Source organism: Mycobacterium sp. PS03-16, from assembly GCF_004570325.1.
Taxonomy (GTDB): Bacteria; Actinomycetota; Actinomycetes; order Mycobacteriales; family Mycobacteriaceae; genus Mycobacterium.
Window position 1 is genome coordinate 19,674 of record NZ_SPQO01000001.1, and the last position, 14,928, is coordinate 34,601.

The 14,928-nt window shown below is 71.2% G+C and carries 19 protein-coding genes; 17 read left to right on the top strand and 2 right to left on the bottom strand.

Translation table 11 applies throughout. The features are described from left to right. Positions 1–28: 28 nt before the first annotated feature. A complete protein-coding gene (locus E4P42_RS00120) occupies positions 29–1,096 on the top strand; it encodes a lysophospholipid acyltransferase family protein (RefSeq protein ID WP_135122326.1) in 1,068 nt (355 codons plus the stop codon). A 15-nt stretch (positions 1,097–1,111) separates the two neighbouring features. Here the strand turns inward: E4P42_RS00120 and E4P42_RS00125 are convergent, their stop codons facing one another. Together E4P42_RS00125 and E4P42_RS00130 are read right to left on the bottom strand one after the other, a co-directional pair. Continuing rightward, positions 1,112–1,639 (bottom strand): MaoC family dehydratase N-terminal domain-containing protein, encoded by a 528-nt coding sequence (locus E4P42_RS00125; RefSeq protein WP_135122327.1) that lies wholly within the window; start codon positions 1,637–1,639, stop codon positions 1,112–1,114. Positions 1,640–1,697: 58 nt separating this feature from the next. Then, entirely contained in the window at positions 1,698–2,588 is an 891-nt protein-coding gene (locus E4P42_RS00130; RefSeq protein WP_135122328.1) for an HAD family phosphatase, read from the bottom strand. A gap of 38 nt (positions 2,589–2,626) precedes the next feature. Between E4P42_RS00130 and E4P42_RS00135 the strand changes: the two genes are divergently transcribed. The 16 genes from E4P42_RS00135 to E4P42_RS00210 all read left to right on the top strand — a co-directional run bounded on the left by E4P42_RS00135 (position 2,627) and on the right by E4P42_RS00210 (position 14,925). Then, entirely contained in the window at positions 2,627–2,908 is a 282-nt protein-coding gene (locus tag E4P42_RS00135) for a glutaredoxin family protein (RefSeq protein ID WP_135122329.1), read from the top strand. Between the two features lie 87 nt (positions 2,909–2,995). Next, positions 2,996–4,366, top strand: coding sequence for a glutamyl-tRNA reductase (locus E4P42_RS00140; protein ID WP_135122330.1), 1,371 nt, complete (start codon positions 2,996–2,998; stop codon positions 4,364–4,366). Between the two features lie 18 nt (positions 4,367–4,384). Further along, positions 4,385–5,308 carry a hydroxymethylbilane synthase gene (gene hemC / locus E4P42_RS00145; protein ID WP_209305667.1) on the top strand — a complete coding sequence of 308 codons (924 nt, stop codon included), beginning with the start codon at positions 4,385–4,387 and terminating at the stop codon, positions 5,306–5,308. Between the two features lie 25 nt (positions 5,309–5,333). Beyond that, on the top strand, positions 5,334–6,992 hold the full coding sequence (locus E4P42_RS00150; RefSeq protein ID WP_135122332.1) for a bifunctional uroporphyrinogen-III C-methyltransferase/uroporphyrinogen-III synthase: 1,659 nt from the start codon (positions 5,334–5,336) through the stop codon (positions 6,990–6,992). Between the two features lie 58 nt (positions 6,993–7,050). After that, positions 7,051–7,983 carry a porphobilinogen synthase gene (hemB, locus tag E4P42_RS00155; RefSeq protein WP_245233839.1) on the top strand — a complete coding sequence of 311 codons (933 nt, stop codon included), beginning with the start codon at positions 7,051–7,053 and terminating at the stop codon, positions 7,981–7,983. Continuing rightward, positions 7,980–8,411, top strand: coding sequence for a hypothetical protein (locus tag E4P42_RS00160; protein ID WP_135122578.1), 432 nt, complete (start codon positions 7,980–7,982; stop codon positions 8,409–8,411). The genes hemB and E4P42_RS00160 overlap by 4 nt, the downstream gene beginning before the upstream one ends. Before the next feature lie 21 nt (positions 8,412–8,432). Then, the gene (locus tag E4P42_RS00165; RefSeq protein WP_135122334.1) at positions 8,433–8,882 is read left to right on the top strand and encodes a hypothetical protein; all 450 of its coding nucleotides are present in this window, start codon (positions 8,433–8,435) and stop codon (positions 8,880–8,882) included. Further along, positions 8,879–9,355, top strand: a complete 477-nt coding sequence (locus E4P42_RS00170) for a DUF3093 domain-containing protein (RefSeq protein WP_135122335.1) — start codon at positions 8,879–8,881, stop codon at positions 9,353–9,355. The genes E4P42_RS00165 and E4P42_RS00170 overlap by 4 nt, the downstream gene beginning before the upstream one ends. Next, positions 9,352–9,588 carry a hypothetical protein gene (locus E4P42_RS00175; protein WP_135122336.1) on the top strand — a complete coding sequence of 79 codons (237 nt, stop codon included), beginning with the start codon at positions 9,352–9,354 and terminating at the stop codon, positions 9,586–9,588. Before E4P42_RS00170 ends, E4P42_RS00175 begins: the two co-directional genes overlap by 4 nt. Further along, positions 9,581–10,324: an aminoglycoside 3'-phosphotransferase gene (locus E4P42_RS00180; protein ID WP_135122337.1), complete on the top strand. Its 744-nt coding sequence runs from the start codon at positions 9,581–9,583 to the stop codon at positions 10,322–10,324. Before E4P42_RS00175 ends, E4P42_RS00180 begins: the two co-directional genes overlap by 8 nt. A gap of 53 nt (positions 10,325–10,377) precedes the next feature. After that, the gene (locus E4P42_RS00185; RefSeq protein WP_135122338.1) at positions 10,378–11,241 is read left to right on the top strand and encodes an oxygenase MpaB family protein; all 864 of its coding nucleotides are present in this window, start codon (positions 10,378–10,380) and stop codon (positions 11,239–11,241) included. After that, entirely contained in the window at positions 11,228–11,821 is a 594-nt protein-coding gene (locus tag E4P42_RS00190) for a TetR/AcrR family transcriptional regulator (protein WP_135122339.1), read from the top strand. Before E4P42_RS00185 ends, E4P42_RS00190 begins: the two co-directional genes overlap by 14 nt. A gap of 47 nt (positions 11,822–11,868) precedes the next feature. Further along, positions 11,869–12,186, top strand: a complete 318-nt coding sequence (locus tag E4P42_RS00195; protein ID WP_245233819.1) for a hypothetical protein — start codon at positions 11,869–11,871, stop codon at positions 12,184–12,186. Between the two features lie 189 nt (positions 12,187–12,375). Then, the gene (locus E4P42_RS00200; RefSeq protein ID WP_135122579.1) at positions 12,376–12,828 is read left to right on the top strand and encodes a pyridoxamine 5'-phosphate oxidase family protein; all 453 of its coding nucleotides are present in this window, start codon (positions 12,376–12,378) and stop codon (positions 12,826–12,828) included. A gap of 148 nt (positions 12,829–12,976) precedes the next feature. Then, positions 12,977–14,293, top strand: a complete 1,317-nt coding sequence (hemL, locus tag E4P42_RS00205) for a glutamate-1-semialdehyde 2,1-aminomutase (protein ID WP_135122340.1) — start codon at positions 12,977–12,979, stop codon at positions 14,291–14,293. Further along, positions 14,290–14,925, top strand: coding sequence for a histidine phosphatase family protein (locus tag E4P42_RS00210; RefSeq protein ID WP_135122341.1), 636 nt, complete (start codon positions 14,290–14,292; stop codon positions 14,923–14,925). The genes hemL and E4P42_RS00210 overlap by 4 nt, the downstream gene beginning before the upstream one ends. Positions 14,926–14,928 lie beyond the last annotated feature (3 nt).

The following is a 14,928-nucleotide window of genomic DNA, read 5'->3' on the forward strand; positions in this document are numbered from 1 at the left end:
CAACTGACGATCGGTGGGGTGAGAGTTCGTGTCGGGTGAGTCCAAAGCCAAAGTGATTCCGCTGCATGGGAATTCGGGGCGTAACGCCGCAGCGCGGCGGGCGGCCCAACGCTCGGACAGCGCGCGGCGGCACCCGTCCCTGCTGTCGGATCCCGGCGGCCGCGCCTCCGCCGAGCAGATCGCCGCGGTGGTGCGCGAGATCGACCAGCGCCGCGGCGGCCCGGCCGGTGCGCCGCCGGTCGAGGAGACGCCCACCGAACTCGCCAGGCGCATCGCCGCCGTGGCCGAATTCGTCCGCGCGCGGATGTCGGGCGACTACACCGTCGACGAGTTCGGCTTCGACCCGCACCTCAACAACGCGGTGTTCCTCCCGATGCTGCGGGTGCTGTTCAATTCCTGGTTCCGGGTCGAGGTCAGCGGTATTGAAAACCTCCCCGCCGAGGGGGCGGCGCTGGTGGTGGCCAACCACGCCGGCGTGCTGCCGTTCGACGGGCTGATGACATCGGTGGCGGTCAAGGACAAGCATCCGGCGCACCGCGACCTGCGGCTGCTGGCCGCCGACCTGGTGTTCGACATGCCGATGGTCGGGCAGGCCGCCCGCAAGGCCGGCCACACCATGGCCTGCACCTCCGATGCGCACCGGCTGCTGGCCGCCGGCGAGCTCACCGCGGTGTTCCCGGAGGGCTACAAGGGGCTGGGCAAGCCGTTCAAGGACCGCTACAAGCTGCAGCGGTTCGGCCGGGGCGGGTTCGTCTCCGCGGCCCTGCGCAGCAAGGCCCCGATCGTGCCGTGCTCGATCGTCGGGTCGGAGGAGATCTATCCGATGCTGGCCGACGTCAAGCTCGTCGCGCGGTTGCTCGGGCTGCCGTACTTCCCGGTGACGCCGCTGTTCCCGCTGGCCGGCCCACTGGGGGTGGTGCCGCTGCCGTCGAAGTGGCACATCCAGTTCGGGGCGCCGATCCCCACCGAGGAGTACGACGAGACCGCGGCCGACGACCCGATGGTGACGTTCGAACTCACCGACCAGGTGCGCGAGACCATCCAGCAGACGCTCTACCAGTTGCTGGCCGGCCGGCGGAACATGTTCTTCGGCTGACGCCGGACCGCCGCGCTACTTCTGTCCGGCGACCATCCGCGCGATCGCCTCGTCGCGGCGCGCCTTGATGGTGGCGCTGATCTCGTCGGCCTCGTTCTCGTGCGCGGCCTCGCCGATCACGGTCACGACGCTGGTCAGCACGGGTTCGCCGTGCTCGTCGCTGACCTCGCCGCGGATCTCGGTGACGACGGTGCCGTGCGCCTCGATCACCGAGTCCAGGTAGGAGTCGAAGAACAGCTTGTCCCCGGCCAGGACCGGGCGGTGAAACGTGATCTTCTGGTCGCGGTGCAGGACCCGCTCCATGTTGATCGGCACATCGAACTGATTGAAGATCTCCATCTGCACCTTGCGGCCGGCGACGGCCAGGAACGTCAGCGACGCGATCAGCACGTCGTGGCCGGACTCCTTCGCGCCTTCCTCGGTGTGGTGGGCGGGATGGTCGTCCTTGACGGCCCGCGCGAACTCGCGGATCTTCTCCCGGTCGACCTGGAAGTAGTCGGGATACCGGTAGTGGGTCCCGATGATGTCTTCGGCGATGGCCATGACTGCGCTCACTCCCCGCGTCGGCGTGCTTGGCGGCGCGAGCCTATCAGCGCGCCGCTCAGCGCCCGTCCTGCCGGCGCGACACCACCGCCGCCAACGCCCCGCCCAGCGCGCCCAGCGCCACCGCGGACGGCACCCCGATACGGGCCGCCTTGCGCGCGGTGCGGAAGTCGCGGATCTCCCACCCGCGTTCCCGGGCGACGCTGCGCAGCGCGGCGTCGGGGTTGATCGCCACCGCCGTCCCGACCAGCGACAGCATCGGCACGTCGTTGAAGCTGTCCGAATAGGCGGTGCAGCGGCGCAGGTTCAACCCCTCGCGGATGGCCAGCGACCGCACCGCGTGCGCCTTGCCGGTGCCGTGCAGGATGTCGCCGACCAGCCGGCCGGTGAAAATGCCGTCCACGGATTCGGCGACGGTGCCCAGCGCCCCGGTCAGACCCATCCGGCGGGCGATCGTGTTCGCCAGCTCGAACGGGGTGGCCGTCACCAGCCACACCTGCTGGCCGGCGTCGAGGTGCATCTGGGCCAGCGCGCGGGTGCCCGGCCAGATCTTGTCGGCGATGATCTCGTCGTAGATCTCCTCGCCGAGCGCCGCCAGATCCGCCGTCGAGCGGCCCTCGATGAACGACAGCGCCTTGGTCCGGCCTGCCGCCACGTCGTCGCTGTTCTCCCGGCCGGTGAGCTGGAACTTCGCCTGGGCGTACACGAAACCCAGCACGTCGCCATAGGTGAAGTACTTACGGGCGGCCAGCCCGCGGGCGAAGTGCACCAGCGAGGAGCCGTGCACCAGCGTGTTGTCCACGTCGAAGAACGCGGCGGCGGTCAGGTCGGGCGGCGGCGCCTGCGGGGCAGGCGTGGGCTCCTGCTCCAGCTCGGTGACGGCGACCTCGGCGCTGGCATCGCCGGCGACCTGCTGCCGCTCGGCGTGCGTACCCCCGGTTTCGGACACGGCCTAACCCTAAGACACCCACCCGCCATAATGGCGGCGTGGATCACGACGGGCCGGGGCGGGCGACGGGACGTTCGGTCGAGTTGCTGACGCGGGCCGGGTGCAGCCTGTGCGACCGCGCGGCCCAGCAGCTGGCCGCACTGGCCGGCGACTGGGGCTTCACGCTGGCGGTCACCGACGTCGACGCCGCGGCCGCCGCCGGGCACAGCGCGCTGCGCGTCGAATACGGTGACCGGCTGCCGGTGGTGCTGCTCGACGGCGCCGAGCACAGCTACTGGGAGGTCGACGAGCCGCGGCTGGTGGCCGACCTGGCGCGATGACCGGCCACGACCGTGACCAATCTGACCAAGTGAAATTTGGTCGCCACGCTCGTGAACGATTACCGTGGATGACGTGGTGATGAAGCCATGAGCGTGCTTTTGTTCGGGGTTTCGCACCGCAGCGCCCCGGTGTCGGTGCTCGAGCAGTTGAGCACCGACGAGTCCGACCAGGCCAAGATCGTCGACCGCGTGCTGCAGTCCTCCCTGGTGACCGAGGCCATGGTGCTGTCCACGTGCAACCGGGTCGAGGTCTACGCGGTCGTCGAGGCCTTCCACGGCGGCCTGTCCGTAATCGGTCAGGTGCTCGCCGAACACTGCGGCATGTCGCTGAACGATCTGACGAAGTACGCCTACGTGCGCTACGCCGAGGCGGCCGTCGAGCATCTGTTCGCCGTCGCCAGCGGTCTGGATTCCGCCGTCATCGGCGAACAGCAGGTGCTCGGCCAGGTGCGCCGCGCGTACGCGTCGGCCGAAGCCAACCGCACCGTCGGTCGCACCCTGCACGAACTGTCGCAGCGGGCGCTGTCGGTCGGCAAACGGGTGCACTCGGAGACCGACATCGACGCCGCGGGCGCCTCGGTGGTCTCGGTGGCGCTCGGCATCGCCGAGAACCGACTGGGGTCGCTGGCCGGCCGGTCGGCCGTCGTCATCGGCGCCGGGTCGATGGGCGCACTGTCGGCCAAGCATCTGCTGCGCGCGGGCGTCGAGCGGGTGCACGTGGTGAACCGGTCGCTGCCCCGTGCCCGCCGGCTCGCCGCGAACCTCACCGAACAGGGCGTCAGCGCCTTCGCCCACACCCTCGACGACATCGCCCACGCCCTGGCCGACGCCGATGTGGTGATCTCCTCCACCGGCGCGGTGCGTCCGGTGGTCACGCTGGCCGACGCGCACCGCGGGCTGGCCGGTCGCCCCGAACACCGCGAGCTGGTGATCTGCGATCTGGGCATGCCGCGCGACGTCGACCCGGCGATCACCGGACTGCCCGGCGTCCACGTCATCGACATGGACCGCATCCTGCGTGAGCCCTCGGCGCGCGCCGCGGCCACCGACGCCGACGCCGCCCGCGGCATCGTCGCCGCCGAGGTTGCCGAGTACCTGGCCGGCCAGCGGATGGCCGAGGTCACCCCGACCGTCACCGCGCTGCGGCAGCGGGCCGCCGACGTGGTCGAGGCGGAGTTGCTGCGCCTGGACAACCGGTTGCCCGGCCTGGAGGCCGCGCACCGCGACGAGGTCGCCAAGACGGTGCGCCGCGTCGTCGACAAACTCCTGCACGCCCCCACGGTGCGGGTCAAACAGCTGGCCGGCGCGCCGGGCGGGGACACCTACGCCGAGGCGCTGCGCGAACTGTTCGAACTCGACCAGCACGCGGTCGACGCCGTCGCCGGAGGCGGCGAATTGGGCACCGTCGCGGGCGGCGAACTGCCGCTCGCCGTCCCAGAACTCGACAAGTCCGAGTAACGCTTGACCACATCACCGATCCGGATCGGCACCCGGGGCAGCCTGCTGGCGACCACTCAGGCCGGCACGATCCGGGACGCCCTGATCGCCCGCGGCCACGCCGCGGAACTCGTCATCATCTCCACCGAGGGTGACCGCAACCAGGGCCCGATCGCCGACATCGGCATCGGCGTGTTCACCGCGGCGATCCGCGAAGCGCTCGTCGACGGCCGCGCCGACGTGGCCGTGCACTCGTACAAGGATTTGCCCACCGCGCCGGACCCGCGATTCGCCATCGCGGCCATCCCACCGCGCGAGGACCCGCGTGACGCCCTGGTGGCGCGCGACGGTCTGGTGCTCGGCGAATTGCCGGCCGGCTCGGTCGTCGGCACGTCGAGCCCGCGGCGGGCGGCACAGCTTAGAGCACTGGGTCTCGGTTTGGAAATCCGCCCCCTAAGAGGCAACCTAGATACCAGGTTGAACAGGGTCGGCAGCGGTGAACTCGACGCCATCGTGGTCGCCCGGGCGGGCCTGGCCCGCATCGGACGACTCGCTGATGTCACCGAGGCTCTCGAGCCGGTGCAGATGTTGCCAGCGCCGGCTCAGGGCGCCCTCGCGGTGGAATGCCGCGCAGGCGACACCGAGCTGGTCGCGCTCCTGGCGGCGTTGGACGACGCCGACACGCGCGCGGCCGTCACCGCTGAACGGGTCCTGCTCGCCGAACTGGAGGCGGGTTGCTCCGCACCGGTGGGCGCGATCGCCGAGGTGGTCGAGTCTATCGATGAGGACGGCCGCGTCTTCGAAGAGGTGTCGTTACGCGCCTGCGTGGCGGCACTGGACGGATCCGACGTGATCCGTGCGTCCGGCGTCGGAACTCCCGAGCGGGCCGCAGACCTGGGGGTCTCGGTGGCCGCGGAGTTGTTCGAGCTGGGGGCACGCGAACTCATCGCGGATCACCACTGAGCTGTAGAGCGGAAGTGAGCGACAGATGACTCGGCAGGAGAGCGGGCGCGGACGCAAGTTGAAGCCCGGCCGCATCACCTTCGTCGGATCCGGGCCGGGCGACCCCGGCCTGCTGACCACGCGGGCGCACAGCGTGCTCGCCAACGCCGCGCTGGTCTTCACCGACCCGGACGTGCCGGAGGCCGTGCTGTCGCTGGTGGGGGCGCACCTGCCGCCGCCGTCGGGACCCGAGCCGGCCGCACCGTCCGACGGGGACGATCAGGCGGCACCGACCATCCCGGGCGGCCCGGACATCCGGCCCGCGCTGGGTGACCCCGCCGAGGTGGCCAAGACGCTGGTCGCCGAGGCCAAGCACGGTGTCGACGTGGTCCGGCTGGTGGCCGGTGACCCGCTGTCGGTCGACGCGGTCATCACCGAGGTCAACGCGCTGGCCAAGGCGCACGCCAACTTCGAGATCGTGCCGGGGCTGCCGGACACCACCGCCGTGCCGACCTACGCCGGCCTGCCGCTGGGGTCCACCCACACCGTCGCCGACGTGCGCGGTGACGTCGACTGGGCCGCGATCGCCGCGGCGCCCGGCCCGCTGATCCTGCACGCCACCGCCTCGCATCTGCCCGATGCGGCCCGCACGCTGATCGAGTACGGCATCGACGAGTCCACCCCTGCGGTCGTGACCGCCAGCGGCACCACCTGCCAGCAGCGGTCGGTGGAGTCGACGCTGTCCGGCCTGATCGACAAGGCCGTGCTGACCGCGCCGGATCCGACCGGTGCGCCGGCGTCGCCGCTGACCGGTCCGCTGGTGGTGACCGTCGGCAAGACCGTCACCAACCGCGCCAAGCTGAACTGGTGGGAGAGCCGCGCCCTGTACGGCTGGACCGTGCTGGTGCCGCGCACCAAGGACCAGGCCGGGGAGATGAGCGACAAGCTCGTCGGCCACGGCGCGCTGCCCATCGAGGTGCCCACGATCGCCGTCGAACCGCCGCGCAGCCCCGCGCAGATGGAGCGCGCGGTCAAGGGTCTGGTGGACGGCCGCTTCCAGTGGGTGGTGTTCACCTCCACCAACGCGGTGCGCGCGGTGTGGGAGAAGTTCAACGAGTTCGGTCTCGACGCCCGCGCGTTCTCCGGCGTCAAGATCGCCTGCGTGGGTCAGGCCACGGCCGAAAAGGTCCGCGCCTTCGGGATCAACCCGGAGCTGGTGCCGACCGGCGAGCAGAGCTCGCTCGGCCTGCTCGACGAGTTCCCGCCGTACGACGACATCTTCGACCCGGTCAACCGGGTGCTGCTGCCGCGCGCCGACATCGCCACCGAGACGCTGGCCGAGGGCCTGCGCGAACGCGGCTGGGAGATCGAGGACGTCACCGCCTACCGGACGGTGCGTGCGGCACCGCCGCCGGCCGCCACCCGCGAGATGATCAAGACCGGCGGTTTCGACGCGGTCTGCTTCACCTCGAGCTCGACGGTGCGCAACCTGGTCGGTATCGCCGGTAAGCCGCACGCCCGCACGATCGTCGCCTGCATCGGGCCCAAGACGGCCGAGACGGCCGCCGAGTTCGGGCTGCGCGTCGACGTGCAGCCCGAGGTGGCCGCGGTCGGTCCGCTGGTCGAGGCGCTCGCCGAGCACGCGGCGCGGCTGCGCGCCGAGGGCGCCCTGCCGCCGCCGCGGAAGAAGAGCCGCCGCCGCTAGAGTCGCGGTCGTGTCTTTTCCGCGTCATCGACCCCGACGTCTGCGCTCCACCCCGGCCATGCGCCGCCTGGTGGCGCAGACGACGGTCGAACCCCGGCACCTCGTCCTGCCGATGTTCGTCGCCGACGGCATCGACGCCCCGCGCGAGATCGCGTCGATGCCCGGCGTGTTCCAGCACACCCGCGACTCGCTGCGCCGCGCCGCCGCCGATGCGGTCGCCGCGGGCGTCGGCGGGCTGATGCTGTTCGGGGTGCCGCGCGCCGAGGACAAGGATCCGACCGGTGCGGTCGGCGTCGCCGAGGACGGGGTGCTCAACGTGGCGCTGCGCGACCTGGCCGCCGATCTGGGCGATGCCACCGTGCTGATGGCCGACACGTGCCTCGACGAGTTCACCGACCACGGCCACTGCGGCATCGTCGACGAGCGCGGCCGCGTCGACAACGACCTGACCAACCGGCGCTACGTGGAATTCGCGGTGGCTCAGGCGAAGTCGGGGGCGCAGGTGGTCGGGCCGAGCGGGATGATGGACGGCCAGGTGGCCGCCATCCGCGACGGTCTGGACGAGGCCGGGTTCACCGACACCGCGATCCTGGCCTACGCCGCCAAGTTCGCCTCCGGCTTCTACGGACCGTTCCGCGACGCCGTGGCGTCCAGCCTGGAGGGCGACCGGCGCACCTACCAGCAGGAGCCCGGCAACGCGCGCGAGGCGCTGCACGAGGTGGCGCTGGACCTCGACGAGGGCGCCGACATGGTGATGGTGAAACCGGCGATGGGATACCTGGACGTGGTGGCTGCGGCCGCCGACATCTCCCCGGTACCGGTAGCGGCCTACCAGGTCTCCGGGGAGTACTCGATGATCAGCGCCGCCGCCGAGAAGGGCTGGATCGACGGGCCGACCGTCGCGCTGGAGGCCATCACCGGGATCCGGCGGGCCGGCGCGGACATCGTGCTCACGTACTGGGCGGCGGACGTGGCCGGATGGCTCGCATGACCGACCCCGCCACCCGCACCCCCGACTCACCGGTCCGGCCGCCCGATGTGGAGACCGGGTTCTGGTTGTGGACCGGGGCGCTGCCGCTGCTGGTGATCGGCTACCTGATCGACAACCTGATGGCGCCCGTGCAGACCGCGTCGCTGGTCCTCAAGGGCATGGCGGTGATCTTCGTCGTCGTGGTCGCGGCCATCGTGCTGACGTTCTTGATCCTGATGCGGCAGGGCTACCGCTGGACCCGCACGGTGCTCACCGCGGGCGGTTTCGGGTCGGTCGCCTACACCGTCACAAATCTGTTCACCGTCGAGCGCGAGTCGGCGGTGGCGGCCTTCGGGTACGCGGTCACCGCGATCGTCGGGACGGTGTTGATCGCGGGTGGCATCTTCCTGCTGCACCGCAAAGACGCCAACGCGTTCTTCACCCGGTGAGGACGCTAGGCTGACCCGACCATGACCGCTTCGCCCACTCCGTCGCGGCCGCGCGTCGTCGAGATCGCGTTCTGGGTTCTGATCACCGGCGCCGTGTTGCTCATCGTCGGCGGCCTGATCGCCGCCACCGTGAGTTTCGAGACTGCCCGGTCGGCCATCGACCCGGCCGAGGTGTCCAACGAACAGCTGAGCAACTACCTGACCGTCTACCGCGGGATGGGCATCGGCGCGGTGCTGGCCGGGGGCGGGCTGGCGTTCACCGCCGGGCGGTCCCGTCGCGGCGACGCGAAATTCCGGCGCGCGACGGTGGGGCTGTCCCTGGCCATCGCGGTGGTGCTGCTGCTCTTGGTCGCCGGCGCCGGCGTCGGTCAACCGGTGACGCTGCTGTCGCTGCTCCCGATCGCGATCGGCACGGTGCTGCTGACCCGGCCCGCCGCCGCGGCGTATTTCGGTCGGGACGGCGGCCGGTGACGGCGGCCGGCCGGCCGGCCGAGCGACTCTTCTACGAACAGGGCGCCAGTTGGCTGTGGCTTCTGGCCGGCCCGGCCGCGGGCGGGGCGATGGCGCTGATCCAGCTGTCGGCCGGGTACGGCCTGCAGCCGCTGGTGCCGACGCTGTTCGTGGTGCTGGTGTCGGGATTTCTGGCCGTGCAGGTCAAGGCCGCACGCATCCACACCTCCGTCGAACTGACCCGCGAAACGCTGCGCCAGGGCGCCGAGGTGACCCGGGTGGACGAGATCGTGTCGGTCTACCCGCCGGCGACGCGCGAGGAGACGCAGAAATGGCAGTCGGCCAGGGCGCTCGGCGAACTGACCGGCATCCCGCGCGGCCGCACCGGCATCGGGCTCAAACTGTCCGGCGGCCGCACCGCCCAGGCCTGGGCCCGACGCCACGGCGAACTGCGCGAACACCTGGTGCGGCTGCTCGAGGACCGCGCCGCGTGACCGGCCGCCGCCGCGCGATCGCCGAACTCGTGGTGGCCGCGGCCGCCGCGGTCGGCTGCGTGCTGAGCTGGCTGGCCGCGCGGCGCACGGTCGTCGCGCCGTCGATCGCGCCGGGGGAGCCCGAGACCTCGGTGCTGGTGTTGTCGGCGCCGCTGCTCGTGCTCGCGCTGCTGCTGGCCACCGCGGCCGGTGTGCTCGCCGTCCTCGGCGTCGCGCGGCTGCGGCGTGGCTGACTGGCATCCGGTCACGTCCGGGGAGTCCGGTGCGCGCGTCTACCGCAGTGCGGACGCCACCGTGTTCCGCAAAGTCGTCGAGATCGATCGGGCGGCGGCGCTTGCCGACGAACGCGACCGCATTCGGTGGGCGTGCGCGCACGGCGTGCCCGGCCCCGTCGTCCTCGACTGGCGCACCGACTCCACGACCGCGGAACTGGTCACCAGCGCCGTGGCGGGCGTGCCGGCGGACCGCCTCACCCGACAGGCATTCGCGGACGCGTGGCCGGCGATCGTCGACGCCGTGCGGGACCTGCACGCGCTGCCCGTGACCGACTGTCCGCACCGGCGCGACGTGGCCACGATGCTGACCACGGCACGTGACGTCGTCGCCCGCGATGCGGTCGATCCCGACTTCCTGCCCGATGAGGACCGCGGTGTCCCCCCGGCGGCCCTGCTGGCCCGCGTCGAGGCGCAGGCCGCGCTACGGCGACGGCAGGAGGAGGGCGATCTCGTCGTCTGCCACGGCGATCTGTGCCTGCCGAACATCGTGGTCGATGGCACGGCGATCGGCTTCGTCGACCTCGGCCGGCTCGGCGGCGCGGATCGGCACGCCGACCTGTCTCTGCTCCTCGAGAGCACCGCCCAGACCTTTCCGGGATTCGAGAGCCATGAGGCGCTCGTCGACCGGTACCCGTGGCCTGTCGACGACGACCGGCTGCGCTTCTACCTGTGGCTCGACCCGCTGACGTGGTGACGCTGGTCACATCCCTGTTGGTACAAAGTTCGAAATTTGTCACACTGTTGCACATGACCGAACTCGCGGAGGACAACACCGAGGTCGACGCGCTGCCGCTGGGCCCGCAATCGCTGGTCTGGCGGTACTTCGGCGACAACCGCATGTACCTGATCGGCCCGCGGCCGGCAGTGCTGCAGAACATGCTCGCCGAACTCGGGCAGGGCGTCCTGGACCACTCGGTGTTCTTCTCCGACACGGCGGCGCGGGTGAAGCGGTCGCTGCCCCCGATCTTCATGACCGTCTACGGCTCCGACGACGCGAACGAGGGGCTCAACGTCCGCGACTTCCACACCGACATCAAGGGCACGATGCCGGACGGCGCCCGTTACCACGCGCTGGATCCGGAGACCTACTTCTGGGCGCACGCGACGTTCGTCGAGCAGGTGCTGTACTTCGCCGACACCTTCGTCAAACGGCTCACCCGCGCCGAGAAGGAGCAGATCTACCTCGAGTCCAAGACCTGGTACCGCCGCTACGGGGTGAGTGACCGTCCGATGCCCGCCACCTATGCCGACTTCGAGCGCTACTGGGAGCGGATGCTCGACGAGATCGTCGTCGCGCACCCCACCGCCAAGTACGGCGTCGGCTACGTGACCAAGGGCTTCCCGTGTCCGAAGGGCGTGCACCCCACGGTGTGGCGCATCGTGTCGGTGGCGTTCAACCCGCTCGCGGCGTTCCTCACCACCGGTGGTCTGCCGCCGCAGGCCCGGCGCCTGCTCGGTCTGCCCTGGAGCGACCGCCAGGAGCGGCGCTATCAGCAGTTCGCGGCGCTGTGGCGGTCGCGGCCGGTGAACTGGCTGTGGGATCGGTTGCCGATGAGCGTGCGCTACAACACGTACGCGCAGCGGGGGTACGCGCACAGTGCCGGCGTCTGACCGGGCGCTGCAGGCGATCCTCGACGCGGCCGTCGTCGAGTTCGAACGGCACGGCTTCCGCAAGGTGGCACTCGACGACGTCGCCCGGCGCGCCGGCGTCAGCCGCACCACCATCTACCGGCGCTTCGCCAACCGCGACGATCTGGTGGCCGCGGTGGTGGAACGGGAGAACGCGGCGCTGTTCGACGAGATCGCCCGGGAACTGAGACAGGCGGGGCCGCAAGCCAACTACTACGTCGAGGCGTTCACCGTGGCGATCTTGAAGTTCCGTGGGCACCGGGTGCTCAACGGGATGCTGGCCGAGGATCCCGGGTTCGTGCTGGCGCTGGCCCATCAGCACTGGGGCGCGGCGATCGTGCGGATGGCCGACGCGTTGCGCGTCATCTTTCCGGCGGGGTTCGCCGAGCGGATCGGCCCGCAGGCGGTCAACGACCTCGCCGAGACGATCCTGCGCTACGCCGCGAACGTGTTGTTGCTGCCGAGCGTCGAGCCGCTGCAGACCCCCGACGACCTTCGCGCCTTCGCCCGCAGGCACTTCCTGCCCAGCCTGCCCGCCGCGCTGAGAGCCGTGTCGGCGTAACCCCGCTTCTGTTTCGTGGCTCACAGTTTCGGGGAACCCCCGACGACATGAGCAGCGACGAAGAGACCCGGGCCGAGAAGAACGCCTCGCAGCCCGTGGCGGACGACCCCGACGTCAAGATGACGGAGAAACCCGAAGTCACCGACGAGCATCGCGAGATCGCCAAGGAGATGCGCAAGGAGTACGAGGAGGACCGGCCGACGATCGTCATGCCCGGCACCGGCGGAACCGTGGCGGGTACCGCGGTCAACGAGTGGGTCGACGACGACGGCAACCCGAAATTCGGCCAGGACGGCGACGGGGGCGCCGACGCCGATACGTCGGAGAAGCCCGAGACCGCCCAGGCGGGCTCCGAGTCGAACTGAGCTCCTCCGCCCGACCGCGCGGCGCGAGACTGAAGCTGCGCAGGAAATGTGTGAGCGCGGACCTGCGCGAGTTCAGTCCGGCGCGATACGCCGCGGACACGCTGCGCTTCCGCCGCCGGAGCCGGCACGGTCGCACCTAATGTGAGCGCCGTGAGCACTCTCGGATCCGTCGCGCCCGCCTTCGTCGAGATGGCCCACCGGATCGTGTGGGCCTCGGTGGCCACCGTCGACGCCAACGCCCGTCCGCGCACCCGCATCCTGCATCCCATCTGGGAGTGGGACGGCACCGATCTGTTCGGGTGGATCGCCACCGTGCCGTCGCCGGTGAAGCGGGCCCACCTCGAGGTGCATCCCGACGTGTCGGTGAGCTACTGGGCCCCCAGCCACGACACCTGCAGCGCGGAGTGCCTGGTGGAGTGGTACAGCGACGACGAGACCCGCACGGCGGTGTGGAACAGGTTCGCGCAGGCCCCCGAACCGGTCGGCTACGACCCGTACGTGATCCCGCAGTGGAGCGGCGGCCCGACCAGTGACCAGTTCGCCGCGCTGCGGCTCACGCCCTACCGGTTGCGGCTGATGCCGGGCACGGTGATGACCGCGGGCACGGGGCAGGTGCTCACCTGGCAGGGCCGCCTGCCGTAGCGCGACCGCGAGACTGAACTCCTGCAGGAGAAGTGCGAGAGCGAACCTGCACAGGTTCACTCGGCGCGTCGGCGCGTCCCGCCGCCGCGAGCACCGGCCACTACACCCTGTAGTTGACGCGTTGAGCGAGGCTGGGACACTGGTGGCCATGGGTGCTGACCACACCGCGACCGAGACGTCGGCGCGGCTGTTCGACGATGCGTGCGCGGTGATCCCCGGCGGCGTGAACTCGCCGGTGCGCGCGTTCAACGCGGTCGGCGGCACACCGCGCTTCATCACCTCGGCGAAGGGCTACTGGCTGACCGACGCCGACGGCAACCGCTACGTCGACCTGGTCTCCTCGTGGGGGCCGATGATCCTCGGCCACGCCCACCCCGCCGTCGTCGAAGCCGTGCAGCGCGTCGCGGTCGACGGCCTGTCGTTCGGGGCGCCGACGCCCACCGAGACGGACCTGGCCCGCGAGATCGTCGAGCGGGTCGCGCCGGTCGAACGGCTGCGCATGGTCAACTCCGGCACCGAGGCCACGATGAGCGCGATCCGGCTGGCCCGCGGCTACACCGGCCGCGCCAAGATCGTGAAGTTCTCCGGCTGCTACCACGGCCACAGCGACGCGCTGCTGGCCGACGCCGGGTCGGGCGTCGCGACGCTGGGCCTGCCGTCGTCGCCCGGCGTCACCGGGGCGGCCGCGGCCGACACGCTCGTGCTGCCGTACAACAACGTCGCCGCGGTCGAGGAGGTCTTCGCCCAGTTCGGCGACCAGATCGCCGCGGTCATCACCGAGGCCAGCCCCGGCAACATGGGTGCGGTACCGCCCGAAGCCGGCTACAACGCCGCGCTGCGCCGCATCACCGCTGACCACGGGGCGCTGCTGATCCTCGACGAGGTGATGACCGGGTTCCGCGTCAGCCGCTCCGGCTGGTACGGCCTCGACCCGGTCGACGGCGACCTGTTCACGTTCGGCAAGGTGATGAGCGGCGGGCTGCCCGCGGCGGCATTCGGCGGCCGTGCCGAGGTCATGGAGCGGCTCGCGCCGCTGGGCCCGGTGTATCAGGCCGGCACGCTCTCGGGGAACCCGGTCGCGATGGCCGCCGGGCTGGCCACGCTGCGCACCGCCGACGACGCGGTGTACGCCGCGCTCGACGCCAACGCCGACCGGTTGGCCGGCCTGCTGACCGATGCGCTGACCGATGCCGGCGTCACCCACCGCGTCCAGCGCGGCGGCAACATGCTGTCGGTGTTCTTCAGCGCCGAACCGGTCACCGACTTCGCCTCTGCGCGGGCCAGCGAGACGTGGCGGTTCGCGCCGTTCTTCCACGCTCTCCTCGACGCCGGGGTGTATCCACCGCCCAGCGCCTTCGAGGCGTGGTTCGTCTCGGCAGCGTTGGACGACGAGGCGTTCGACCGGATCGCGGCCGCGCTGCCCGCCGCCGCCCGGGCCGCCGCGGAAGCGAGTAAGCCGGCATGACCGAGACGGGCCCCCAGGCCGGGACGGCCGAGAAGACCATCGTGCACGTGATGCGCCACGGCGAGGTGCACAACCCCGACGGCATCCTCTACGGCCGGCTGCCGGACTACCACCTGTCCGAACGCGGCCGCGGCCAGGCCGAGGCCGTCGCCGAGTGGCTGGCCGACCGCGACATCACCTATGTCGTGGCGTCACCGCTCGAGCGGGCGCAGGAGACGGCCACCCCGATCGCCGCGCGGCACGGCCTGCCGGTCGACATCGACGACGAGCTGATCGAATCGCTCAACGTGTTCCAGGGCAAGCGGGTCTCGCCGGGGGACGGCGCCCTGCGCAACCCGCTGAACTGGCGCCACCTGCGCAACCCGCGCACCCCGTCGTGGGGTGAGCCCTACACCGACATCGCCGGGCGGATGACCGCGGCGCTGTACCGGGCGCGCGCCCGGGCCGCCGGCCACGAGGCCGTCTGCGTCAGCCATCAGCTGCCGGTCGAGACGCTGCGGCGCGCGGTGATCGGGATGCCGCTGCACCACTTCCCGACCAAGCGGCTGTGCAACCTGGCGTCGGTCACCTCGTTCTACTTCCACGACGACACCTACGTCGGCTGGGGTTACGCGGAGCTGTCCGGAGGGTGAGTC